30 protein-coding genes and 2 pseudogenes are annotated in these 23,679 nt (G+C 33.5%); 5 read left to right on the top strand and 27 right to left on the bottom strand.

From position 1 onward, the window contains the following. Nucleotides 1-44: 44 nt before the first annotated feature. From HW098_RS06295 to HW098_RS06275, 5 genes are all read right to left on the bottom strand, one after another. A complete protein-coding gene (locus HW098_RS06295; protein WP_084925390.1) occupies nt 45-512 on the bottom strand; it encodes an NUDIX domain-containing protein in 468 nt (155 codons plus the stop codon). Continuing rightward, complete coding sequence (locus tag HW098_RS06290) at nt 512-1,576, bottom strand: hypothetical protein (protein WP_084925393.1); 1,065 nt, start codon at nt 1,574-1,576, stop codon at nt 512-514. Before HW098_RS06290 ends, HW098_RS06295 begins: the two co-directional genes overlap by 1 nt. Nucleotides 1,577-1,580: 4 nt before the next feature. After that, nucleotides 1,581-2,135, bottom strand: coding sequence for a hypothetical protein (locus HW098_RS06285; RefSeq protein ID WP_084925395.1), 555 nt, complete (start codon nt 2,133-2,135; stop codon nt 1,581-1,583). Next, nucleotides 2,125-3,288: a hypothetical protein gene (locus HW098_RS06280; RefSeq protein ID WP_084925397.1), complete on the bottom strand. Its 1,164-nt coding sequence runs from the start codon at nt 3,286-3,288 to the stop codon at nt 2,125-2,127. The genes HW098_RS06285 and HW098_RS06280 overlap by 11 nt, the downstream gene beginning before the upstream one ends. 243 nt (nt 3,289-3,531) lie before the next feature. Then, on the bottom strand, nt 3,532-3,603 hold the full coding sequence (locus HW098_RS06275; RefSeq protein WP_142358420.1) for an SHP2/SHP3 family peptide pheromone: 72 nt from the start codon (nt 3,601-3,603) through the stop codon (nt 3,532-3,534). A gap of 79 nt (nt 3,604-3,682) precedes the next feature. On the opposite strand from HW098_RS06275, the gene HW098_RS06270 reads away from it, so the two are divergent. The 5 genes from HW098_RS06270 (at nt 3,683) to HW098_RS06250 (ending at nt 6,259) form a co-directional block, all read left to right on the top strand. Continuing rightward, nucleotides 3,683-4,537, top strand: coding sequence for an Rgg/GadR/MutR family transcriptional regulator (locus tag HW098_RS06270; protein ID WP_084925416.1), 855 nt, complete (start codon nt 3,683-3,685; stop codon nt 4,535-4,537). Between the two features lie 477 nt (nt 4,538-5,014). Continuing rightward, the gene (locus HW098_RS06265; RefSeq protein WP_001813542.1) at nt 5,015-5,260 is read left to right on the top strand and encodes a hypothetical protein; all 246 of its coding nucleotides are present in this window, start codon (nt 5,015-5,017) and stop codon (nt 5,258-5,260) included. Next, nucleotides 5,257-5,592 (top strand): hypothetical protein, encoded by a 336-nt coding sequence (locus tag HW098_RS06260; RefSeq protein WP_000806926.1) that lies wholly within the window; start codon nt 5,257-5,259, stop codon nt 5,590-5,592. Before HW098_RS06265 ends, HW098_RS06260 begins: the two co-directional genes overlap by 4 nt. A gap of 12 nt (nt 5,593-5,604) precedes the next feature. Next, a complete protein-coding gene (locus HW098_RS06255; protein ID WP_000567222.1) occupies nt 5,605-5,973 on the top strand; it encodes a hypothetical protein in 369 nt (122 codons plus the stop codon). Continuing rightward, nucleotides 5,960-6,259 (top strand): DUF5960 family protein, encoded by a 300-nt coding sequence (locus HW098_RS06250; RefSeq protein WP_001072467.1) that lies wholly within the window; start codon nt 5,960-5,962, stop codon nt 6,257-6,259. The genes HW098_RS06255 and HW098_RS06250 overlap by 14 nt, the downstream gene beginning before the upstream one ends. 117 nt (nt 6,260-6,376) lie before the next feature. Here HW098_RS06250 and msr(D) read toward each other — a convergent pair whose 3' ends face one another. From msr(D) to rplJ, 22 genes and pseudogenes are all read right to left on the bottom strand, one after another. Further along, nucleotides 6,377-7,840: an ABC-F type ribosomal protection protein Msr(D) gene (gene msr(D), locus HW098_RS06245; protein ID WP_176139587.1), complete on the bottom strand. Its 1,464-nt coding sequence runs from the start codon at nt 7,838-7,840 to the stop codon at nt 6,377-6,379. 20 nt (nt 7,841-7,860) lie between these two features. Further along, nucleotides 7,861-9,078: a macrolide efflux MFS transporter Mef(A) gene (gene mef(A) / locus HW098_RS06240; protein ID WP_000417519.1), complete on the bottom strand. Its 1,218-nt coding sequence runs from the start codon at nt 9,076-9,078 to the stop codon at nt 7,861-7,863. A gap of 385 nt (nt 9,079-9,463) precedes the next feature. Further along, the gene (locus tag HW098_RS06235) at nt 9,464-9,634 is read right to left on the bottom strand and encodes a hypothetical protein (RefSeq protein WP_000873143.1); all 171 of its coding nucleotides are present in this window, start codon (nt 9,632-9,634) and stop codon (nt 9,464-9,466) included. A 709-nt stretch (nt 9,635-10,343) separates the two neighbouring features. Continuing rightward, complete coding sequence (locus tag HW098_RS06230; RefSeq protein ID WP_158086276.1) at nt 10,344-10,514, bottom strand: hypothetical protein; 171 nt, start codon at nt 10,512-10,514, stop codon at nt 10,344-10,346. 90 nt (nt 10,515-10,604) lie between these two features. Next, complete coding sequence (locus HW098_RS06225) at nt 10,605-10,916, bottom strand: hypothetical protein (protein WP_125394513.1); 312 nt, start codon at nt 10,914-10,916, stop codon at nt 10,605-10,607. A 75-nt stretch (nt 10,917-10,991) separates the two neighbouring features. Continuing rightward, complete coding sequence (locus HW098_RS06220; RefSeq protein WP_084925401.1) at nt 10,992-11,384, bottom strand: hypothetical protein; 393 nt, start codon at nt 11,382-11,384, stop codon at nt 10,992-10,994. 263 nt (nt 11,385-11,647) lie between these two features. Further along, nucleotides 11,648-12,088, bottom strand: a complete 441-nt coding sequence (locus tag HW098_RS06215) for a hypothetical protein (protein ID WP_084925402.1) — start codon at nt 12,086-12,088, stop codon at nt 11,648-11,650. Nucleotides 12,089-12,100: 12 nt separating this feature from the next. Continuing rightward, a complete protein-coding gene (locus tag HW098_RS06210; RefSeq protein ID WP_084925404.1) occupies nt 12,101-13,066 on the bottom strand; it encodes a DUF4365 domain-containing protein in 966 nt (321 codons plus the stop codon). Nucleotides 13,067-13,099: 33 nt separating this feature from the next. Next, entirely contained in the window at nt 13,100-14,035 is a 936-nt protein-coding gene (locus HW098_RS06205) for a hypothetical protein (protein ID WP_084925406.1), read from the bottom strand. A 112-nt stretch (nt 14,036-14,147) separates the two neighbouring features. Continuing rightward, nucleotides 14,148-15,439, bottom strand: a pseudogene (locus HW098_RS10535) (recombinase family protein). Next, nucleotides 15,402-16,631 (bottom strand): annotated as a pseudogene (locus HW098_RS10260) (recombinase family protein). Before HW098_RS10260 ends, HW098_RS10535 begins: the two co-directional pseudogenes overlap by 38 nt. Before the next feature lie 279 nt (nt 16,632-16,910). Beyond that, nucleotides 16,911-17,747 (bottom strand): nucleotidyl transferase AbiEii/AbiGii toxin family protein, encoded by an 837-nt coding sequence (locus tag HW098_RS06185; RefSeq protein WP_176139586.1) that lies wholly within the window; start codon nt 17,745-17,747, stop codon nt 16,911-16,913. Next, nucleotides 17,747-18,337 (bottom strand): type IV toxin-antitoxin system AbiEi family antitoxin domain-containing protein, encoded by a 591-nt coding sequence (locus HW098_RS06180; RefSeq protein WP_125394517.1) that lies wholly within the window; start codon nt 18,335-18,337, stop codon nt 17,747-17,749. The genes HW098_RS06185 and HW098_RS06180 overlap by 1 nt, the downstream gene beginning before the upstream one ends. A 129-nt stretch (nt 18,338-18,466) precedes the next feature. After that, nucleotides 18,467-19,054 (bottom strand): type II CAAX endopeptidase family protein, encoded by a 588-nt coding sequence (locus HW098_RS06175; RefSeq protein WP_084926499.1) that lies wholly within the window; start codon nt 19,052-19,054, stop codon nt 18,467-18,469. 2 nt (nt 19,055-19,056) lie between these two features. Further along, a complete protein-coding gene (locus HW098_RS06170; RefSeq protein WP_000840776.1) occupies nt 19,057-19,290 on the bottom strand; it encodes a hypothetical protein in 234 nt (77 codons plus the stop codon). A 12-nt stretch (nt 19,291-19,302) separates the two neighbouring features. Continuing rightward, nucleotides 19,303-19,683 (bottom strand): arsenate reductase family protein, encoded by a 381-nt coding sequence (locus HW098_RS06165; RefSeq protein WP_000566546.1) that lies wholly within the window; start codon nt 19,681-19,683, stop codon nt 19,303-19,305. Further along, nucleotides 19,676-20,125, bottom strand: a complete 450-nt coding sequence (locus tag HW098_RS06160; RefSeq protein ID WP_176139585.1) for a hypothetical protein — start codon at nt 20,123-20,125, stop codon at nt 19,676-19,678. The genes HW098_RS06165 and HW098_RS06160 overlap by 8 nt, the downstream gene beginning before the upstream one ends. Then, the gene (dcm, locus tag HW098_RS06155) at nt 20,109-21,467 is read right to left on the bottom strand and encodes a DNA (cytosine-5-)-methyltransferase (RefSeq protein ID WP_176139637.1); all 1,359 of its coding nucleotides are present in this window, start codon (nt 21,465-21,467) and stop codon (nt 20,109-20,111) included. The genes HW098_RS06160 and dcm overlap by 17 nt, the downstream gene beginning before the upstream one ends. Nucleotides 21,468-21,565: 98 nt before the next feature. Beyond that, nucleotides 21,566-22,345: a replication initiator protein A gene (locus tag HW098_RS06150; protein ID WP_176139584.1), complete on the bottom strand. Its 780-nt coding sequence runs from the start codon at nt 22,343-22,345 to the stop codon at nt 21,566-21,568. Beyond that, nucleotides 22,342-22,515 (bottom strand): hypothetical protein, encoded by a 174-nt coding sequence (locus tag HW098_RS06145; RefSeq protein ID WP_078142618.1) that lies wholly within the window; start codon nt 22,513-22,515, stop codon nt 22,342-22,344. Before HW098_RS06145 ends, HW098_RS06150 begins: the two co-directional genes overlap by 4 nt. A 201-nt stretch (nt 22,516-22,716) precedes the next feature. Continuing rightward, nucleotides 22,717-23,085: a 50S ribosomal protein L7/L12 gene (gene rplL, locus HW098_RS06140; RefSeq protein WP_001196965.1), complete on the bottom strand. Its 369-nt coding sequence runs from the start codon at nt 23,083-23,085 to the stop codon at nt 22,717-22,719. 72 nt (nt 23,086-23,157) lie between these two features. Beyond that, nucleotides 23,158-23,658 (bottom strand): 50S ribosomal protein L10, encoded by a 501-nt coding sequence (gene rplJ / locus HW098_RS06135; protein WP_176139583.1) that lies wholly within the window; start codon nt 23,656-23,658, stop codon nt 23,158-23,160. Nucleotides 23,659-23,679 lie beyond the last annotated feature (21 nt).

The raw sequence follows: 23,679 nt of genomic DNA, 5'->3' as shown, positions 1-23,679 counted from the left end.
GTAGTTACTAAAGGAATTGGATATTATTTTCCGATTATGAAAAATTACCTTTCTACCGGAGTATCTTTTTCGTAAAAATCCTTAATCATATCTTCATGTTGTTGATTGACAATTTTTAGATTTTGAATTTCATCATAATCAAAAAAAGCTAATTCTAGGGTTTCATCATTGTTAAAGTTATGGTCAATAAAATCATTTACGGCATTAACTAAATACAAAATAGTAATAACTTGTGCTTCATCACCGTTCGGATATGAATCAGTATATTTTGTATAAACATTTTGAAGTTTCACAGGTATAACTTTAATTCCCGTCTCTTCATAAAATTCTCTCACCAACGCTTCTGCAGCTGATTCTCCTAATTCAATAGCACCTCCAGGTAATCCCCATGTTCCTCTATCTGCTCTTCTTTGTAAAAGTATTTTCCCAGAATTATGCAGTATTCCACTAGTAAAGTTTAAAAAAATTTTATCCTTACCGACCTTTTTTCTTATTTTTTTTATATAATCCATTATGCTCTCCTAAAATTATAATCTGTTATTGAAATCTGATCCATGATTCCAAAGTATTCTTTCGGAATCCCATATGTATTATGGTAATATTCCCAATCAAGAGAATTCATATTTTTGATACTATTGATATTGTTTTTTAAACCAACTTTAATTTTATTTATTTTATCACTAAATAATCTTTCCGAGTGCTTAGCTATTTTAAAATATTTTAAAAATTCATTATAAAAATAAATCAATTCATCACTGGAAAGATTACAATAATATTTGGAATAAATGAATAAATCTTTTATTTTCCGAGACAACTCACTACCAATCCCCTTTGCAGTAGGTAAAATATTGTTCTCAAATAAGGTAGATATAGTTATAAAATCATTTAATAAGCGATGAATATTGATTTCTTCTAATTGTTTACTCTTTAATAATTGATAACAATAGTGATATTTTTTCCGCTGAAAAATATATTCTACATTTTCTTGAATCATTCCTATACGTTCTTGAAAAAAAATACTATCTAATTGTGAAATGTTAGTTTCTTTATTGAAATCAACCAGTAAAAAATTTCCAACAACAATTTTTTCATCATAATAATCTGTATATAATCTTAGATAATAATGCTCTCCTTCAACGTCAGGTAAAGAAGCTTTTTTAACATCAGAGGTATATCGTATAGAACCGTTAAAGTTATGAAAATATTCTTTTATCGATACAGGTACCTCTATAATCAAACTTTTATTGATAATTTTTGAAATTATCTTTATGATTTTTTCCATTTCACTTACTTGATTTATTCGATTATAATTTTGAATCGTAATGGTCAATTGGCTATTTAGGCATAATGGATTTGTTAAGTCTAGTTTATTGATATAACGTACACAAAACTGTTTTTTTATTCCACTATTTAGTGATTTTTTTATAAAGAATTGCTCAGTATCTTGAAATGGACTAAATGTAAAATAACTTTCATCATTTCTAACTAAATTACTACTTGGCAAAATAGTATGATTTTTTAATTGACTAACTATCCTCTCGAATATATGTATATCATCCCTATTTTCAAAAAACATTGATTTATACTCTGATACCTTTCTTTTTATAGTAGTTCCAAACCTCAGGCCAAAACATATCCTTTTTATCAGACAGTCTAGCAATTTCTGTATTATGTATATATTTCGAAGGATGTATCGCAATTACCTTTCTCTCTAAAATTTTTTCGAACGCTTCAAATCTTAAAAGATCAAAGTACTTGCTATAATCCTTACTAAATACCAGATCAAATTGACTTACGGGAAAACATCTATTAAAATCGTTTGGACTGTTTTCTGGTCTTCCACCTTGAGTCACCGTTACCCTATTTGGATATTTTTTTGCAAAAATATTTATCGCTTCCAATCTCGTTGTGATTGGAAGCAAAGTCTTTTCAAAATTTGCATCACATTCTTTGTAAAAAACATTAAGAAGCAAATCATCTGAGGTGTCTAACCGTTCATCACTAGTAGAGTTCTCTAAACAGACAATCACTAATTTTTCCCATTTTTTTAGTATCTCTTCAAAGAAATATATATGACCTTTTGAAAAGTAATTGAATCTTCCAAATGTAACCGCAGTCTTACTATTAATTTTCACTATAAAATAGCTCCTTCCCAGTACTTTTTAATCCAAAAAGCCTCTCAATTGAATAAGCGATTTCTCTCAGACTTATACCAAAATCGCGATTAAAACACATATTCTTTTTAGATAAAATAATTAGTGGTACATCTTCATATGAATGAAATGTGCTTCCATCCATTGGATCATTTCCATGATCAGCTGTAATTATTATAATATCATCTTCTTCAACCTCATTGACTATTTTCATTAAATTATCCGAAATTATCCTTAACACTTTAACAGATTTTTCAATATTTTGTTCATGGCCAGCTAAATCAATTTCCTGAATATTACAAAAAATAAAACAATTATTATCTTGATTCGAGATATGTTCAATCAATTCGTTTATGGTTTTTTGAGTGTCCGCTCCTGAATAGTTTATCTTTACATTATTCCAATTCAGTGTAAACATTTTCCCAACTTTTCCAATTAATTGAATATTGATTCCTGACTCGGCCAATGTTTCCAACAAGTTTCTATTAGTTGCTTCCTTACCAAAGTGCTTCACCTGATATTTTTCATTATAAATATTAAGTGGTGGTATACAGAGAAATTCATATGTTTTGCCCAAGTAATTTCTTTCCTTAATTGCTTTATTGTATACTTCTTCTAAAGTTACCTCATTTCCCCACATTTGTATCACCCTAGTACAATTAGAAACGTTTAACAAATTTTGAGCTAATTTGTCCATTTCTTTTTCTCCTATATTTGGTTTAGTTAACCAGAGAATGTTTAAATTCAAGCCAGGTTGACACTCCCCATTATTCCCAATGACAAATTTATCTCCTACTAAAATGATTCCATTGTCTAATCTCACTTCTCCATATTTTGATAAAAATGATAATTTTTCACACAAAGATTCCGTAATGAAAACTTCTTGTACTTCGATTCTTGCATCAATCATCTCAGAATGTCCTAAATATGAATCTGGAATTCTAGTTGAAGGAGTGATATAAGTACTATTTACATTAATGTTATTTATTTCTTGTTTTTTCAATTCTTTATTACAAATATTAAAGGTTGAGAAAAAATTATTTGCACTACTATACTTTAAAATCCTGTTTAATGTTCCGAATGACTGTTCATTTTTCAGCCCTAACGCATCAATTACAAGTAAAACTATTTTCATAAAATTTCTACCTCAATTATAATAGATTCATGAGTCGTATAAATAAAATATTTAAATCTCGAAACTGCAAACAATAAAATATAAACGAGTTCGCTGATGCAGGGAAATTCTTATTTTAAATATAATAATTTGTGATTTATTACCAAAGGCAATTCAAATATTAATCTGACTATCATTTATAAATATCTTCCTTAATACTAAGTCTTTAGATATTCTAAAGACTTAGGTGTACACCTAAGCATTTTATCCTCCAACAATGATAATAATATCCATCACCAATATCAAAATTGGTATAAGTTTTGATATTTTTTTCATATTATTCCTCCTTTTACTTTTTAATTATTGTATAATAAATAAAAAGTATTTAAAATTTTGTTGGGAAAGTGGGAAAAATATGAAATCAAAACTTGGTACAACACTTAGAAAAATTCGTAAAGGGAAACAAATCAGCTTGTGCTCTATTGCTGATGATAATTTATCGAAATCACAGATTTCTCGTTTTGAGCGAGGCGAATCAGAGATATCTTGCATCCGACTGATTAATATTTTGGACAAATTACATATATCTCTGGATGAATTTCTCATTTTACATGATAATGATTATACAAAAACTGAATCGTTTGCTAACTTGATACAGTATATTAGAAAAGAGTATTCTTTACAAAATATCCAAAATATTTCAACTTTACTTTCTGATTCCTCAAATTACAATTTAAATTCATTTGAAAAAACAATGATAAAGTCTATCATACACACACTAGATAATGATGTCGCTCCAACTGAAGAAGAAATCCTTCAATTAACAGACTTTCTTTTTAAAGTTGAAAAGTGGGGATATTATGAAATTATTCTTCTGGGAAATTGTGCCCGAACAATAAAATATGAAGCATTGTTCTTACTTACAAAAGAAATGTTAAAAAATTATATCTACTCTTCTCTAAATAAAACTAATAAAAAGTTAGTTACGCAACTCTCAATTAATTGCTTAATATCAAGCGTTGACATTGAACAATTTGAAAATTGTAAATACCTAATAAAAGAAATATCACAATTACTAGAAAATGAACTAAATTATTATGAACAAACTGTATTTCTCTACGCACAAGGATATTTTGAATTTCACCATGATGCTAATGCTGGAAAATCTAAAATGCAACAAGCACTCCAAGTATTTGAAATACTTGGAGAAAAAAGTATTTATGAACAATATTTAAATCACTACTCCAAAAATATAGAAAAAAACTCCTAATAAAAAAGGGAGCAATATACACCCACAGACACCTTTATATTTTTGCCATTTTGACTCCCATGTGTATTTGGAAATAGATTTTAAATAATTCTGCTATTATTCCGACTACCTCACTTCAAACAATTAAACTGATACTCCTCTCGATAATGACAAAAAGGCTTGAAATCAAGCCTTTTCTAAACTCTGAAACTGTGGGGTTTATCCTTCTTTCACCAGCAATCCCACTACCTCAATATGTGCTGAGAGCTTTCTTCTATACTAATAGACGAAAGGGTGTGAAAATGATTTTTAAATGATACTGTGGAACGGAACAGTAGCCCTAGTATTGACTACTGTCGTTTCTATTCATATTGGCTATTCTAGGACTGAGATGAAAAAATCTATAAATGCTCAGAATAAAATTGAACCCGCAAATCTCCCCAAAACAATGGTGAGTCATGTACTTGTATTATTCCGAAAAAATACACCTCTGGTGCAGTGAGACAAATTGGTGTATCTTATAGTGGCTTCGTAGATGAAAGCTATACTCTACTATCACTCTTTGATGATGTAGAACAAATTGAAAAAGATAATAGACTTCAGACAGCTATTGATGTTGTCAGAGAACAGTTTGGTTTTTTAGCCATACAAAAAGGAACCGTCCTAACTGAAGGTTCCAGAAATATTGAACGCAGTAAACTTATCGGTGGTCATTCCGCGGGTGGATTGGAGGGATTAAAATGAAACAAGAAAAAAATACAGTACAATTTTCAGAAATCCGTAGCAAAGGATGTAATGATATTGAAATGCTTGAAAGATTTTTACATGGAATCGTTGAAACAGCAACTTCAAAACTTCGTCAGAGAAAACTCAAAACAACTGAAATATCGATACGACTAGTACATGCTAAATCTGAAAACCGATTACCATTGGAATTTACATTTAGCATTAAGCCAACAAGCTCATCTGTGATAATCTATACTGAGGTAATCAATCGCTTTAAAGAATGTTACACAGGTGGGGGAATTCAAGGTTTTACGATTCAATTTGATAAAAATACCCTTGCCTCTGCATAGAAAGGATTTGATATGATTGACCGTTCATATTTACCATTTCAATCAGCAAGAGAGTACCAGGATACAAAGATGCAAAAATGGATGGGCTTTTTCCTATCTGAACATGCATCAGCACTCTCTGATGATACAAACAAAGTAACGTACATGTCTGACTTATCACTAGAGAAGAAATTATTACTCCTCAGTCAAGTATACGCCGGGCAGCTACGCACACGCATTCAAGTGATTGAAAAAAACAAGCGTGTTTCCTACACTGGAACAATACCAAGTCTGACCAAAGATTTCATTTTGATAAAAACTACAACAGGTCACATCAATTTGAAATTAAAAGACATTATTAGTATTGAACTTGTCGAGGAGGTGCTCTATGAATCAGCTTGAGTTTCAGCGTAATCACCTACAAATGGACTATTATAGCGAGAGCTACCAAGATTTTGAACGTGACTTCTACCGCTACTCTAACATGAATATTCCATTGACCTTCCTAACTGATGATATCCTAAAAACAATGGCGACTTCACGTAAGAATTACTTTGTCCTCAATAAGGAAAAGTCCAGAGATAACCGCGATCACTTCTTCATATTTGAAGTAAGTACCGTAGATGAGAATCCGCTAATCTATCATTATACATATAAGAAAACTACAATATATTTAGCAGAAAAATAGGAGCAGTTCAATTGACTGTTCCTATTTTTAATATTCATAAAATCTAAAGTCTTTATACTCTTTAACAATGGAGTCGCCAACCAGAACAGACTATACTGACCAGCGACTACCTTAAATTTAATGTTTCAGATTTATTTTCTTATCTCTAATTTCATAAACTACATCTGCTACATTTTCGAGTAATCGTTTATCGTGGGTGATAAACACGATAGTTCCGGTGTACTCCTTCATTAGTATTTCCAAAGCCTCTAAACTTGGTATGTCAAGGAAGTTACTGGGTTCATCCATTATTAGGATGTTATATCTACCCATGAGCATTTTAGCAAGCAACAATTTTATAATTTCTCCACCGCTTAAAACAGATAAACTTTTTCCAATATCGTTCTGTTTGAACCCCATAGATGCTAGCACTGAACGAATTTCTGATATATTGTAGTCACAATCCTTCTGCATAAACTCCATAACATTCTGATTACTGTTGTACTTGTAACCATTCTGTGCAAAGTAACCTATTTTTGCCTTAGGCGAAATAGAAATTCCTTCTTCATGGTTTAAGATCATTTGGATTAAAGTTGTTTTTCCGATTCCATTACCACCAGTTAACGCCACTTTTGCTCCTAACGGAATTTGAAAAGATGCATTTTCAAACAGAGCCTTATCCCCAAATACTTTATTAATTTCTGCACCGACTATAGGGTATGGATTATGGAGCTCCAATGCTTTACTTTGCCTGAAACGAATTCTGCGAATGCCTTCCGGAGCTTCTACTTTTCCTAAGGCCGCAATCCTGTGCTCTAGGGTTTTAGCAGCATTATACATCTTTTTTTCCTTACTTCCTATTGATTTTTGATGAGCTAAACGCCCTCCGTCTTCAGTACTTTTTTTCTTTGAAGAACCTTTTGCCTTCTGTTCTATTTTACGAGCCTGTTTTCGCTTTTTCTCCGCAGCCCTTTCCAATCGGGCACGTTCCGCAATAAATTGTTCGTATTCTGCAGCTTGGCTCTTACGTTCTTCCTCTTTCTGACGAAGATAATCAGAATAGTTTCCCCAATACTCAGTGATTTTGCCATCTTTCAGTTCCCATATTTTATCTACTATTTCATCAAGAAAATAGCGGTCATGGCTAATAACTAACAGTGCACCTGTAAAATATTTTAGCTGTCCTATTAGAAAATCAATTCCTTCACGGTCTAAATGGCTCGTAGGTTCATCCGCTAAAATACCATGAACCTGTGCCAATAAGGCCTGTGCTATTTTAAGCCTTGTTTCTTCACCACCGCTCATAGTCTGTATATTTAATTGCTCAACACCTAGCTTGCCTACAAGTGCAAAATCTTTTTCCTCCTGCAGAGTTACTTCGTCCAACTGGGGAATATAGGCAAGTTCACCCAGACGATTCATTTTACATCCTGGGGGAGTTAATTCTCCTAAAAGTACCCTGAGTAAAGTGCTTTTTCCAGCACCATTTGCTCCTACTAAACCAATACGGTCATAATCATATACTTCTAATTCATTTATATCTAAAACATCGCGTCCTTTGAATTCCACACGAATGTCTTTTGCTTTTAATATTAATTCCATAACATTTCCTCCAATATTGTTTATTTTAAATCTAATTTTCTAACCTCAGTTATCATTTGGCAAACTATAGCAATGCCAATAATTAAAATACCTGATAGTAAAAACCAATGATTTACACCGATTTTATCAGCAAAGAATCCAGAAAGAATTAACCCAATTGGCATAGCAAGTGACATGATACTTCCGATCAAAGAAAATACACGTCCTAAATATTCAGGCTTAATTTTCTCCTGAAAAAGAGCTGTTTGCACACCGCTATAAAATGGCACCGAAAGCCCCATTATTGCACAGCAAACTACGAATATTACAAATCCATTTGGAGGAAGTATTCCCGAAACGGCTAAACTGGTCCCCATTATAAAAAATGAACTTGTTATTAGTAATACATGCTTTTCGAAGCCCCCTAATCTTCCTAATAATAAGCCTCCTGCTAGCATCCCAAATGCAAAGGAAATTTCCGTAATAGAAATATGCACAGGCGTTCCATTAAAGTGTTCCATGCTTATTAAAGGAAATAGTGCATTGATTGGCATATAAACAAAAGTATATAGTGTTCCTAAGAGTAATAAGGCAAACAATCCTTTGTTTTGTCTCAGAACCACAACTCCTTCTTTCATCTCCCTTATGAAATTTGGTTCTAAACTTTGCACTTGATTACCCAGCTTAGGTATACGTACAATTGCTACCGTAATAGATGCAATCACAGCACCCAATACGTCGATGGCAATAATAGCATTTAAATCCCAAACGGAGTATAAGAGTGCTGCAACTGCCGGACTAACAATATAGCTTATAGACTGCAAAGACTGACTATAGCCTGCGCATTTCGTTAGCTGTTCTTCTGGTACTAAAAGTGGTGTAACCGCATTGAGTGCTGGGGTATGAAAAGCTGTTCCAATGCTACGGATAAACAATACTATCATAATCATCCAGACAGGTAGCTCCATACAGAATGCAACAATAGCAAGCACTGCACCAGCTGCTGCGATAATTAAATCGGCACCAATCATTATCTTCTTCCTATCATGACGATCCACTAGCACACCAATGGCAGGTCCCAAAATCGCATAGGGTAAAAAACCTACTAATGAAGCCATAGACAAGACCATCGCAGATCCTGTTTTTTCTGTAAGGTAAAAAATAATCGCCATTTGCAGGATGGCACTAGTGATTAATGATACTGCTTGCCCTGCCCATATTGCATAAAATTTTCGTTTCCAATTGTTGTATTTTTCCATTTATATTATCTCCTGCATATTATTTTGCTTGAATTTCTATTTTGAATAGCATTCTAGGCAATAAAAAATGCAGGCCAAACCCCACAATGTGGCTTTTGGTCTGCATACATACAATTTGGAAACATTCATATTAAAGACATAGTTAAATAAAGGTATAGTTAAATAACCAATATCCTCACCGTAACTAATGAATGCTCAATATCGTATAAATAAGCACAACAAAAAAGCCTATCATCGGGTATAGATTCTGCTTTTTTTATTGCCAGCTTATCTTAAACGCATTGAGGCTGTCATAGTTTCGGTTCCTCCTACATCTTTGTTTATATCAATTTATAGTATAACACAACAAGATGATATGTTCAATATAAAAGTTATGGAATGAGACTCATACTTCCAATTCGATGCCAGATTTAAAGGATATGACGAAGTTTTCTTCATAGACTGTAACGCTCTGGATTATCTTCCTTAGTAGCAAGCGATTAGCTTTCACAAAATCTTCTGTTTGTAGTTTTAAAAATTCATCAGGATTTTCTAACTCAACCTCAAAATATTTCATTTTACATTCCCTCATTTCATTTATTGATAAATTGAGTTTGCAAAAAAGAGTGGACAATTTTTGTCTACTCTTAACCTTTAAAATAGTTTTTTTTAATCGATTTGAAGTTGCCTAAATTATTACTTATTCGGTAAAATGAAGTATTGCTTTCAACAGATTTCCTTCAACTACACTTCACTTGATTCAAACAAGGTGGGTACATTTCTATTCCCACAAACTCCTTGTCAATGGAAACAAACACGTACCCACAGGGTAAATGGAAATAGAAACTGATAATTTCTAGCTATCACTTCTACTCATTCCAAAAATTTTCTCACTCTGATACTTACCCACCATAAAGCAAAAAGCCTTGCAATCAAGGCTTTCATTATCCCTTTCGTTCAAAGGTTTCTAAGCTTTTACGAGCAGAGCGACACACTCAGCGGTTCGCTATCTCCGTTCTGTCTGCGTGCTAGCACTTGTCAATCACGGACAGCTATCGCATGGGCGGAAGTAAATGCTAATCTTCGTCGTTTTACTCCTTGACTAGCAAACTTACCGCCTCAACATGATGCGTTTGTGGGACTCAAAAGGTTTGGAGAACCTTTTGAAGATTAGCTACGTTTCACTAACAAGCTTACACATTCAACATGTAATGATAGTGCCTACCAATACTATAGAACGAAATCAAGTTGCTCAAAATTAGTATTATACTATTGAACTAAATACATTAAAATTTTATATTTCTAGATGGAAATGATGCTTTAGAAATAGAAACTATATCGTGAGTTGCCGTTTTTTCTCCAGTTTCAATTATTGAACTCAACAGTGCAGTACTATCAATATCGGTATTCTGGAGTGGAAGTTCAATTGCAACTAATGTTCCATCTAATTGATTCAATCCATATTCAATTTCTTCAATATCGCCACTTGTATAAACGTAGTTAGCACCACTTATTAATAAAAATCTCCCATTTAATTTCTTACATAACTAACTTACTACATATAGTCCAAATCCTGAGTTACTCCATCTATCAGTATCCCTATTTTCTGTTCCTCTTCGAAATGCTTTAGATATACCTGGTCTTATTGCTGAACGTAATGAATCAAGATTGGTCTCATTCTCTCTTTTATGAAATTTGTTTTCCGTTAAGCTCCTATGAACTCCAATTCCTTCATCCATTATTACAATTTGAGCTCTGGAATAGATACTACTAGGCCAAGATTGAACACAAATCCATAAATCGTCTTTACCTGAATGTTCAGGAACATTTCTAATTATTTCTCTGATAATATATTTCAATATTTCTTGCAACTCACTGCGACCTGTAATTATCTGCGCAAATTGAGTAGCACGACCAATGATATAATCTCCCCTCTAGAAATATTCACCACGTAAGAAACTTTTCCCATACTCTTCTTTTACATTTATATTTGTTATGGGGATATAGGTATTATTTCCTTGAACATGACCAGTATTTTTTACCTTCAGTAGCATGTGGAACAAAATATTTAAATAAGCCCATCCATAGTAACCACTATTTTTTCCAGTACCTTCAATGATAGAAACTACTATTCCTTCCAGGCCTTCAATAATTTTTCTAAATTGATAACCAAAATATATCATTGCAATCGGTTCCGCCCACCTAAGAAATCTAAAATCTAATATTATTTCCTTATCATTTTCGGGAAGTTTATCAATTTCCTTCAATAAATAATCATACTTATCTTTGACTTTATCAAAACTTAGAGACCTTATCTCAATTTTCATATTGTTAATACCTCTGCACTATTAATTACTTATGAAAGTCCCAGTTTGGACTACTAAACCACATATTGATTTATACAATTCTTTCAAAGTATAAATTCTTTTTCATTAAGAATATTCCATTGTAACACGTTCTCCATGATAACTAATCTTCTTTCTTGAACTCTATTATATACCAAAAACAGAGAATTTATCTATACTTTTAGAGTTTTATAATACGACTTCAGCTCCATCCATAAAGCAAACTGTAACTTACTGACCGATTATTATTTTTCAGGAAATTCAAACATCAAGTGGGTGTAATCTTCTTGCATACAACCACCCATATTAAGAAGAATTTGAGTGTGTTCGAAACCTGTATTTTTACTACTGCATTCCATAACAATGTAGTAATCATCATCTTCCTCTGCTTTTACAACTATCCCCATTGAATATGGAGTTTTCCAAAGAGGTTCTCTTCCATAAAACTTTGCTACAAATTCATTTGTTGGATTTGGTGTTTCCATACTAAAACCATTCTCAAATAGCCAAGCATGCCAATTTTTAAATGCTGGGGGAAAACCAAACATATGAATTGCTTGCATTGTAGATATTGCAAATCCCATTTCATTTTTTAAATTAATAACATACTTCTCAGTAGGATTTAGTCTATATCCATCTATAGTTTTTTCTGATTTCATACCACTATTAAGTTTAAGCTTTTTCATGATTATTCTCCTTTATTCATCTTTTGATTCTGGTCTTGCTTTGGTGTATGGTCTAGTTTCAGATATAAATTTCTCTACCTCTAAGAACGATTTTCCCAATTCATTCAAACTGAGAATCAACATATATTCTGCAACTTCACCAGCATGGTCAACGTAGCGCATAGGGTCTAATTTGGGGCGGAATTGCTCAAATGTGTCTCCTACAACAATCCAATCATCCATTTCACTATCATAGCAACAATGAAGTTGTTGCCATAATTCATAATCACTTTCTTCAAGAAATTCTTCATCAACAGAAAAATCTGCCCATGGAAATAATCGAGGAAAAACATCGGTATACGGTGTAAACGGAAACCAATAAGGATAGGCATACTCTTTAGTTTCTTGACCATCATTAACAATTAACTTAGTATCACCTTTACCACTAGACTTATTAACCCACTCTGTTGAATGTAGTTTAACTTCACCTCCATTTTGTATAATTTCCATAAATTTTTTCTGAGATAGTAGAAAGTTATAATTTTGAATATGTTGCGGTAAATTCGTATAGGAAAGAAGGTGATTATTTGATTGTTTATCCAAAAAAACTTGATTTATCGGAACTTTCACATAATATCCTTTGCCTCCTCCCTCTTTAGTTTTTTTAATTGTTTTAGGAGTTAACTCTTGCCAGATACACATACCATCATCAGGATTAAACAGAACAATTATACACGGAAGAGAATTCATCGTCCAATAATTATACTGTCTCTCATTTATGGTCCGAAAAATAATGCAGTTATCTTTTTTCTCCCTAAACCAACTTGGTCCTGATTTGATTTGTAATGCAAGGTGTTGTCTTGGTTTACCATCTACAACAAATTCCATATGAGCATCTATACCTATATCATTAACTGGCTGCTCTCTAAACATCCAACTATTTCTTTCTGCAATACATCCACAATGATGTATGCCAATCCTCTCAGTGCTATTAGCCATATCACTATCTACCTCCCTATATAACTAAACATACTAACAATTGACGTAATTCAAGGGGACCTCAGTACAATTTGCAACAGCTAGTTCCCAGGCTTGATTAAAATCTCCACTAATTTGAATCACTTTATAGAAATGTTCCGAAAACTCATATGCTATGCTCGATTCAACTATCCCTCTATGAAAAATAGAAAAGTTTGAATTTTGTAAACGTGAATACAATGCGAACTCTAAAGTTGAACAACAGTTAAGAAATGAACAATAAAATCTATGGTTAGAAATCCAATTACTAAATTTTATAAAAGTAATGTTTGAATCTACAAAAGAAAGTAGTATCTCCCCGTTAGGTTTCGTATATGTATGGCCAGCTAAATGGATAATATTCAGTACAGGGAATCTATCCAAAATTGTTCTAAATACATCAGTAGAGCATCCATGAATAGGAACAACCATTACATTCGGATCATTCGCAAACAAATCACAGATGTTTTGAATTTCATCATTTGCTTTGATATTATCTTCTTGTAAGTCTATCAAACTAATCGCCAAAACTACTTGTTGCCCCACTCCAGGAAAACCATCGTGAAGAAGTTGTAATTTTTCGTTTTCTAAAAAAATTCTCGAAACATTTATATAGGAATTCAAAATCTTTTTCCATTTAACTTTCGTTCTGTACTTCTCATTAGTTAAAAATTGAATTGTATTTTGTTGAAGAGACAACACAAAACTTCTCATAGCTACATAATCTTTTGAACTAACTTTTTTACGTAATACTGAGATACTTTCCCTGATGTTCTGCTCAACCAACATTTGATAATACTTCAATACTGATTCATCAGAGTCATTTTCATCTTCACTTTCATTAAATTTTGATTCCTGATGTATAAACGGCTCAAAAAAGTCAAAAATTGGCAAAATCACCGCCTCAAACTCAGGACTCTTTAATCTCTCACGAAAAGTTTCTTTTTCCATAATTCTTACTACAACTCCAACTATCTCTAATATTATATATTCTATCACAAAAATGCAAAAAAAAGCTATAACCACAATGGTTGCCCACTGTCATTATAACCTTTCGTCTACTCTACAAATCTACCTCAGTTCCCTCTAAGAATCTGACAGTTATCTGTCCATCCTCTGTAATTATAATATTATCCAATATCTGACACATCTCATGATAATCAAATTCCCACAAGGGCTTGTTTATCATTTCAGCCAACTTCAAACTATAGTGCTTTTCTAGCGGACGCTTTTCTTCTAGGATTTTGTTCCACTTTCCGTGCAACAAGTCAACATTCTCACTTAGTAGTTCTACAGCCATTACTACGGCTTTCTCTAACGTTTCTTCATCAATATAGTTGTTCTGGCAGCCAATCTGTCCTTTGACCCTATATCGATTGTTACATTGCCAAACCTTACGTTTACCTCGACTTGTAGTCCAATTTTTTCTACCAAATGCTGAACCACATTCGGCACAAAATACTTTTGTTGTAAAGTGATTGTTTTCTTTCTGCATGATATAAAATTGAAGCTTATGTTATTCTCTAAATCTCTTTCTTCTTGCTATTTCTAACTGAACAATCTCCCACTTCTCTTTATTTAAAATTGGTTCATGATTGTTTTCAATATAATATTGATTAACTTGCACATCATTAACAATTCGTTTCTTCGTCAGGAAATCAACGGTATAGGTTTTCTGAAGCAAAGCATCACCCTTGTATTTTTCATTTTGAAGCATTTTCCATATAGCACTTGGCACCACTTTGCTTTACCTGTGCAACCTGGTATTGCCTGTTCTCTTAACTCTTTGGAAATAAATTCTGGACTGTATCCTTCTAGAAATCTATCAAATATATACCTTACTACCTTTGCTTGTTCAGGGTTTATAATAAGATTTCCTTTTTCATCTTTGTCATATCCCATAAAGTTTGTAGTATTTACCTGAACTAGATCACGCTCAAACTTCTTACGAATTCCCCAAGTTGAGTTTTCTGAAATAGATCTTGATTCATCCTGTGCAAGTGACGATAGAATAGTTAGTAGTACTTCCCCTTTTGAATCTAAGCTATCAATATTCTCTTTTTCAAAAGTTACTCCAATACCTAGATTTTTCAGTTCTCTTACATACTTAATGCAGTCCAATGTATTTCTAGCAAATCTACTAATAGATTTAACTAAAATTCTGTCAATCTTACCTTCTCTACAATCCTGTATCAGTCGGTTAAAAGCTTCACGTTTTTTTGTATTAGTTGCTGAAATACCTTCATCTGCATAAATATCTACCAACTCATAATCTTCATGTTTTAAGATGAATTCACGGTAATAATTGACCTGATTCTCATAACTTGATAGCTGTTCGTCTTGGTCTGTAGACACTCGACAATAAGCGGCTACTCTGATTGTTTTCTGAATTTGAGATATGACTGTTTGCTGTAGATAACCGTAATGTTTTTCTCCATCTTCTATCCTTTCTAACACAATTACTGGTGAACTTAGTTTCCAATTTTCAATATCCCTTTCAGGGGCTCTCATACCTTTACATGACTTTTTTCCTTCTCTGATATATTTGGAACAACACCAAACAATCTTTTTCTTATAAGATACCTGTCTTTTTAATGTTGAACCACAATATTGGCATTTTAACATTCTGGAAAATTTATAGGTTTTATTTGTACCTTGGATCCGAGAACGGCTTTTCATTTTTACCTGAACCTTTTCCCATATTTCCTTAGATACAATTCCTTCATGATTATCTTCGATATAGTATTGTTTCAACTGTCCTTGATTTAATTTCTTTGGACCGTTTACACCATCATGAAAGTATTTTTGAAGCAGTAAAGAGCCTTTGTATTTTTCGTTTTTTTAAGATACTACAAATTGTGCTATTATACCATTTCTTTTCTGTTACAGTTGGAACCTTGTCCTCATTAAGCTTTTTAGCAATCCTATGTGTACCCATTCCTTCTAAATAACTATAAAAGATGGTTCTTACTATTTGCGCTTCTACTTGGTTTATAACAAGTTCACCTTTTTCGTTTAAATCATACCCTAAAAACCGTTTAGTATTAATGAGTAATTCTCCCTTCTGGAACTTTCTACGAAAACTCCACCGTTGGTTTCCGCTCATGCTTTGTAACTCTTCCTCAGCCAAACTTGCTAACACAGTCAAGACAACTTCACCTTCATTAGATAAGGTATGGATATTCTGCTCTTCAAAAAAGATATCAATACCAAGAGTTTTTAATTCTCGACTGATTTTAAGAACATTGATAAGATTTCTTGCAAACCTAGATATTGACTTAGTATGGATAACGTCAATTTGTCCTTTTCTACAAGCATCTAGCATAGTTTGAAAATCAGGTCTTTCATACTTTGAACCTGAAATCCCTCTGTCACAAAAAACACCCAAAAAATCAACATCTTCACGTTCAGCATACAACTTTTCAAAATAAACTTTTTGATTCTCTAGCGAATCAAGTTGACTTCCGTTGGTTGTCGAAACTCGAACATATGCACAAATTCTCTTTTTTCTTTTGTTATTCTTTGCTTCAATTTTTCTTATGTTCATTTTTCCCCAACAAGAAATTTTTACACACTATATATCCCTCTAAACGCAGTATTAGTCAAGTATTCAGCAATCAAATTATTTACTAAAATGTGCTTACAGATCCACTTGCCTAAATAGGTACTTTCAAGATAGATTTTCCCGGTTTTTAGAAAAAATCAAAAATCATGACCACCCGTCTAACGGGTGATTTGTTTGTCTCGCACCTAACAAAGTGAGACGGACTGATAGTCACATAATAAAAAAAGCAACTCACTGCTTTACTAATGAGTTACTTTTGTACTAAAATATTTGTTGCATAATTTCCTTAATAATCTGAACAGAATTATCAAATGAGATATCTTTAGCATACTTAAATTGGCGTTGATAACGAATCCATAGCTCTTTCTGATAATCAGAAATTTCAATTCCTCTCACTTGTTCTTCCCAATTATAAATAGTATCTTTACTTTTACGTTTTTCTGCCGTATTCTCCAGTGCATTTTTTAATACTTCAAGATTAATCTCTTCTTTTCTAAGTTTATACAAGGTGAAAAGATCATATCGATCACGTGGACGCGTCGAAGCTAGTCCCCTACTGATGATTGTTTCTAACTTTTCAGCAAGTACAGTCTCTAGATTATATGTCCATATCTTGATGCTTTCATTAGTAAAGATAGAAGTCATTGAATAAGTAATTTCTCTTGGTGTGATCTTATCACCAGTAGTAATATCAATAAAAACAACCTCCTTTAATGTATCAAAAGTTGCATTTAATTTTAATGAAAATCCTCCATATTCATCATCTTGGCGAATAGGTTCTAGCTTATCTACTGAAAATGAAAATCCATCAGTTTTAGAACAAAGAATCTCTTCAAAGATATGAATCAAATTTTCTCTGCTCATTTCGGTTCCCTTCAGAGTGACATCTAAATCCATTGTGGTTCGCTTATCTAGTCCAATCATTTGACCTATTAGATACCCTCCTTTTACAATGAAGGAATCTCTGTAAGAACTAGTAGAAATCATCTTTAACACTTGCTCAATTAAATAATGTTGTTGTACTTGTTGAGCTGGAATTTCCTTATCTTTTGAAATATTTTTGATTTTTGCTTTAAAGCTATTCGCATTTGAAAACATTAAGATAGCACCTCCGTATAAGATTGTAACTTATCAGTTACTTTAAATAGCTGGGCATAATAAAATAATTTGTGTAAATTAATTTGATTTTGTTGAAAATATTTTTTAAACGCTGGTGCAATAATTTGAAGATCCACCTGATGAACTGGTCTTAGACATTCAACCAAAACTCGTTCAATTTCATAAACTTTAATAAATTGACCAGGAAGACGCTCTATTTCAACAATTCCTTCACTATAGTGAGAGCGTAAGATAATAGGACATATATCTGCTTCCTTAATGTTTTTGGTATTCGTACCATAAGGAAAACTCATCGTCATGTTAAAAGGGATGGTCAAAGATAAACCATGTAACCAAAGTGCTGTCTCCAAAGAAAAGATTCCCTTTGGAAATCGATACTGAAGGACAAACCACTCATCTAAATAAATATCAGGTAAGCGATATAACCCTTTTTCTTCAGCATCGATTTTTCCTTCTGTAACCATTTTTAATAAGGTTTTGTAGTGTAAATTTTCATCTATTACTTGTTTAAAAGTTAAAAAACCATACTGATTGAAAGAGTTCATCAGTTTCTCTCTTTTATCAACCATATCATTCTCCTTTCTTAGAAATAAAATGCTAACATCTTCTATATATGTTAGCATTTTATTTCTTTAAAATCAATTCATTTAGTTTTTTTATTTCAAAATTAATCCATACGTAAGACGGACCAGCTATTATTAAAGAAAAAATAAGACATAGACTGATAGGTTCCACACTAAATGTAGACCCATACTGCCCCATAAGTCAGATTTATAGCGTACAAGCCCTAAAAACATCCCAAGTGAAACATACAAACACCAAGCTAGAATGGTTCCTGGATGATGTGCTAAGGCAAATAAAACACTTGTCAAAGCAACTCGAATATCTAATTTTCTAACAAAGTTCCATAAAATTTCTCGATACAGAAATTCTTCAACCATACTCGCATTGATTAAGAACAATAAAAATGAAAACCAAGGAACTTGATTTTGAAGGCCAATTAAGTTTGCTTGATTCGTGCTCCCTTGAACATGAATCAGACTAAAATATAGACTTATAATCAGTAGGCTAACGAATCCAATACCAAGCCATTTCATCCTAGATTTCATATTGACCTTATGAGCTTGTTTGCGTTGGCCATACATCCATAAAAAAGAAATGAGTGACGAACCATAGAGAATCTGTAGTATAGTTAACTCACCTATACAAAGAAATTTCAGTAAGTATAGAGATACCAATAGGACATTTACTTGTTGGAATATATAAACTGGAATTATTCTTTTCATAGTTACCTCCGAAATAAATCTTCATAATCTAAATCTAATACCTGCACAATCCTTTCTACCCATGGACTTTGAGGCATTCGTTGTTCCATCTTGTAGTGGCGAATCTTTTGATACAAACGATTCAATTCACTTGGATAGTGAAACTCTCCCGCAAACATTTTTCTGGTTAACTCAATCCAGCTGATATTTCTTTCAGCCAAAATAATGGACAAGTTCTCCCAAAATCGTTCAGCCATATTTCTTCTCCTTTAGTTAGATAAATAATGTGTTTGTGCCATGTAAATCAATTGTTTCGTATCTCTTGGCAATAAAGCTCTAGCCTCTTCCAAATTCAGATTTGGATAAACCCGCTTATTTGAAACCGCAAGAGGAAGTCTGATGGTTAGTTCAGGATTTTTTAAGATCATCTCAATGAAATCCGTTAATCTTAGATTGTCACGGTTCTTAAATCGTAATAAATTGGGAGATAGAAACTCAAAACAATCTGAAGAATAGCTCATCATCTCAATTAATTTATCCTTTGTCATTTCAGAAACTGAATGACAAGATACCTCGATGCCATAGTTTTGAAAGAAGTCTAAAAGAAGCTGATTTCTTTGGCTATTTTTACTTAGATAGAGATCAATCATGGGAGACCTCCCAAAGATTCGGTTCCATTTGATATTCTGAGACGATTAAGGAATCTAATAAATTTGAGAAGTTAATCGATTTCTTGTCTTCATCATAAGCTTTTACAGTTACTTGGGTTGTAAGTATTCCCTCTTTTCCCTCGGCTCGATAGCCTTGCCCATATAAAACAAAAACAAGATTTTGATGATCATCTACAAAGGCATCAGCTCCGTTCTTTATATCCTGACTTTCAAGGAATTCCATAATGTTTTGAAGATAGGATTCGTAAAATAGGGGGTAGTTGTGTTTTTTATGGTAATCATCTAAAAATGTCACCTCAAACTCACATGGATAATTGGGCATCAAAAATATTTGTTCATCCAGCTGTCTGATTTCTGCATCATGTAATTCTGTTTCTAATTCATCACAATCTAGTATTGACTCTTTATTTAACGCTTTCATCTTTTTCCTCTATTTCTTTTAATTTCTTTGCGATTGCAGCAATCACAGGAACGGTTACACTATTACCAGCTTGTTTATAGAGCTGACTATTACTAGAGACTTTTCTAGCAGCTTCAAAAGCCCAATCAGGAAAGCCCTGCAGTCTAAAACACTCTTTAGGAGTGATTCGTCGTATCCTCAAACGGTAAAATTGCCCATCAATTAAGACACCGGCTACATGATAAACTTGTTTATCTTCTCCTTCATAGCTAGCCACTACTACTCCCATTTGCCCACTGGTTGTTAACGTATTAGCTATGCCTTTTCCAACTCTACCACGACGATACTGAGAACTTGGTCTCTCCAAATTGATTGAATCTCCTATTTCTGCTTGAGCATATCCTTTTTTCGTTGCCTCTCGGACTTTTAGAAATTGGATTGGTTCTGGAATCAGTATTTTGGGGATTTTATCTCCACCTTGCATCGTAGTCAGTGTTGGAGATAAGCCCTCACTTCCATAGACGCGACCAGTTTCCTTAAAGCTAGTTGGTAAATCTCCAACAACGACAATACCATGGCGATCCTGAGTATTTAAAGTAAACATTGGCTCTTGATTATCCTTGAAACGTCTACCATTTTGTCTCTTTTCTAATCTGTCTGGTGTCATACAAGGAATAGCAACTTTAAATCCTTCTCCTTTTCCACGAACTAAGGTTGGCGCAAGCCCTTCTGAATAATAGACTTTACCGCTCATTCCACTTTTTGATGGATTCAAATTCCCTAGTGTTTTTAAAGTCTCAGAGTTAGTTGTTTGACCTTCTCGTCTGAAAGGAAATAAGAGTCTGGTACCTTTCTTTCTAGAATGTCCGATAATAAACACCCTCTCTCTGTTTTGGGGAACGCCAAAATCCTTACTGTTAAGCACCTGCCACTCAACATCAAACCCCAACTCATCAAGTGTGGTAAGGATTGTGGTGAACGTCCGTCCCTTATCGTGATTGAGTAGGCCTTTAACATTTTCAAGAAAAAGAAAACGTGGTTGGATTTGTTTGGCCGCCCGAGCAATTTCAAAGAACAAAGTTCCTCTAGTATCTTCAAATCCCAATCGTCTTCCTGCGATTGAAAATGCTTGACAAGGGAATCCCCCACAGATGATATCGACTTTCCCTCTAAGTTTTTTAAATTCGTCATCTGAAACATCTCGTATGTCATGAAATTCTATTTCTCCTTCCGTTTGAAAAATGGACTTATAAGATTCTCTAGCAAATTTATCAATCTCACAAAATCCAATACACTCATGTCCAACACTTTCCATTCCAAGTCGAAATCCTCCGATACCTGAAAATAAATCAATAAATCTCATTTCTTTATCACCCCTTTCTGATCGACTATCAATGTCCAAAGTGTCACACCACTTGAAAATAAAATGAGCATCACTAATATCCATTCGATTGGCGACATTTAACCACCTCCTTTTCTGACACGATTATTCCAAACGGAATATAGACCATTAAACACAAATTCAGCAAGTACTTCCGCTCGTCTCACAAATCGAACATTGTCAAGAGCATACTGATAGATTCTCTCAAAATCAGTCATAGCAATTTCACTGGCTGTTTCAGAAAAACCCTCTCGTCTAAATTGATCTTGTACCAATCCCCAAATATAATCTCGATCATATTTTGTGACCTTTTCTACTTTTCTTTTCAAGATAGGTTGAGTATTCCTCTCCTCCTCATCCTCAATAAATAAAGAATCAGTCTCACTATATTTAGTCTCACTAACTTCAGTCTCACTAGGGGTTGAATGTGAGACGGGGGCCGTTTCATTTTCGTCCTGCCCTAGTCTTTTTTTAACACTAGGCCTGTTCGAACTAGCTACTGGGGTAGAAGACAACTCTCCTAAATAAATCTTATTTGCTAGTCTTCCTTTCTCACTTGAAGACTGTTGAACTTCATCAATTAAGTCATATTCTTTAAGAATTTTTTTGATGGACAGTAATTTTGACTTCGAACAACCTAATAGCTTCATAAGTTTAGAATTAGAAAATACTAAATAAACCGCACCTTCTTCATCTATCCAACCACGACTGAGAGATAATTCTAAACGATCCTTTAAAATAGAATAAGCTACCTTTACTTCTAGTTTCATATCCATATATTTCTCATCCTCAAAAAGAATTTTAGGTAATTTGTAATACCGTTCTGAAGTTTGATATTGATTTGCGGTTATTCGTTTCATAACGCTCCTCCAAGTTCTTTGAGTATTAAATTTCCACTTGATTCCAATCGAACCAAGCCACTTTTTTCCAATTCAGCCATAAGAGAGATGGCCTCAACAATATCTATTCCCATTTCACGTACTAAAAATGAAATGACAATATAGCGTGATGATTGTAATTCTTTTGTCATTTTCCCTCCTGAAAATAAAAAAAGGAGAACAATATTCAATTGTTCTCCACGATAAATTTGTTAAAAACAAAAACCCTGCCAAATTAATTTTTGGTAGGGTTTTTGGTAGGAAACTAAATTAATTTATCAGTTTCTAAAATGTGTTCACGATTCTAAAAGGCTGATACTATAGTATTCCGAATTCTAATTGGTATATGCCTCTTATTTAAGAGTAACTGAAGCTCCAGCTTCTTCCAATTTAGCTTTGATTTCTTCAGCTTCTGCAGTTGCAACGCCTTCTTTAACAAGTGCTGGTGCACCGTCAACAAGTTCTTTAGCTTCTTTAAGACCAAGACCTGTGATTTCACGTACAACTTTGATAACGCCAACTTTTTTGTCGCCTGCAGATGTCAATTCAACGTCGAATGAATCTTTAGCAGCACCAGCGTCAGCAGCACCAGCTGCAGCAACAGCTACAGGAGCAGCTGCAGTTACACCAAATTCTTCTTCGATAGCTTTTACAAGGTCGTTCAATTCAAGGATTGAAGCTTCTTTAATTTCAGCAATAATGTTTTCAATGTTCAATGCCATTGTTATTTCCTCCAAATATGTTTTAAATTTATGATAGATTTTCGTAGCTAGGCTACGCTGCGTAGCTTAAGATTAAGCTGCGTCTTCTTTGTTGTCTGCAACCGCTTTGACTGCAAGAACAACGTTGCGCACTGGCGCTTGAAGTACAGAAAGGAGCATAGAAAGAAGTCCTTCGCGGTTTGGAAGAGTTGCAAGTGCAAGAATCTCTTCTTTAGATGCGACAGCGCCTTCGATTGCACCACCTTTGATTTCAAGTGCTTCAGCGTTTTTAGAAAAGTCGTTCAAGATTTTCGCTGGTGCGATAACATCTTCATTAGAAAATGCTACTGCAGATGGTCCAACGAATACAGATGCAAGATCTTCAAGACCAGCTTTTTCAGCTGCACGACGCAAGATTGAGTTTTTAATGACTTTATACTCAACTTCGCTTCCACGAAGCTCACGACGAAGAACTGTGTCTTGCTCAACTGTCAAACCACGAGCGTCTACAACGACGATAGATGCAGCAGCTTTCATTTTTTCAGCTACTACGTCAACTAGTTCCGCTTTTTTAGCAATAATTGCTTCACTCATTAGTGTGTTCACCTCCGTTAT

The sequence above is a fragment of the Streptococcus sp. 1453 genome (assembly GCF_013276955.1).
Lineage (GTDB): Bacteria > Bacillota > Bacilli > Lactobacillales > Streptococcaceae > Streptococcus.
This window is presented reverse-complemented; position numbering and strand designations above follow the sequence as displayed.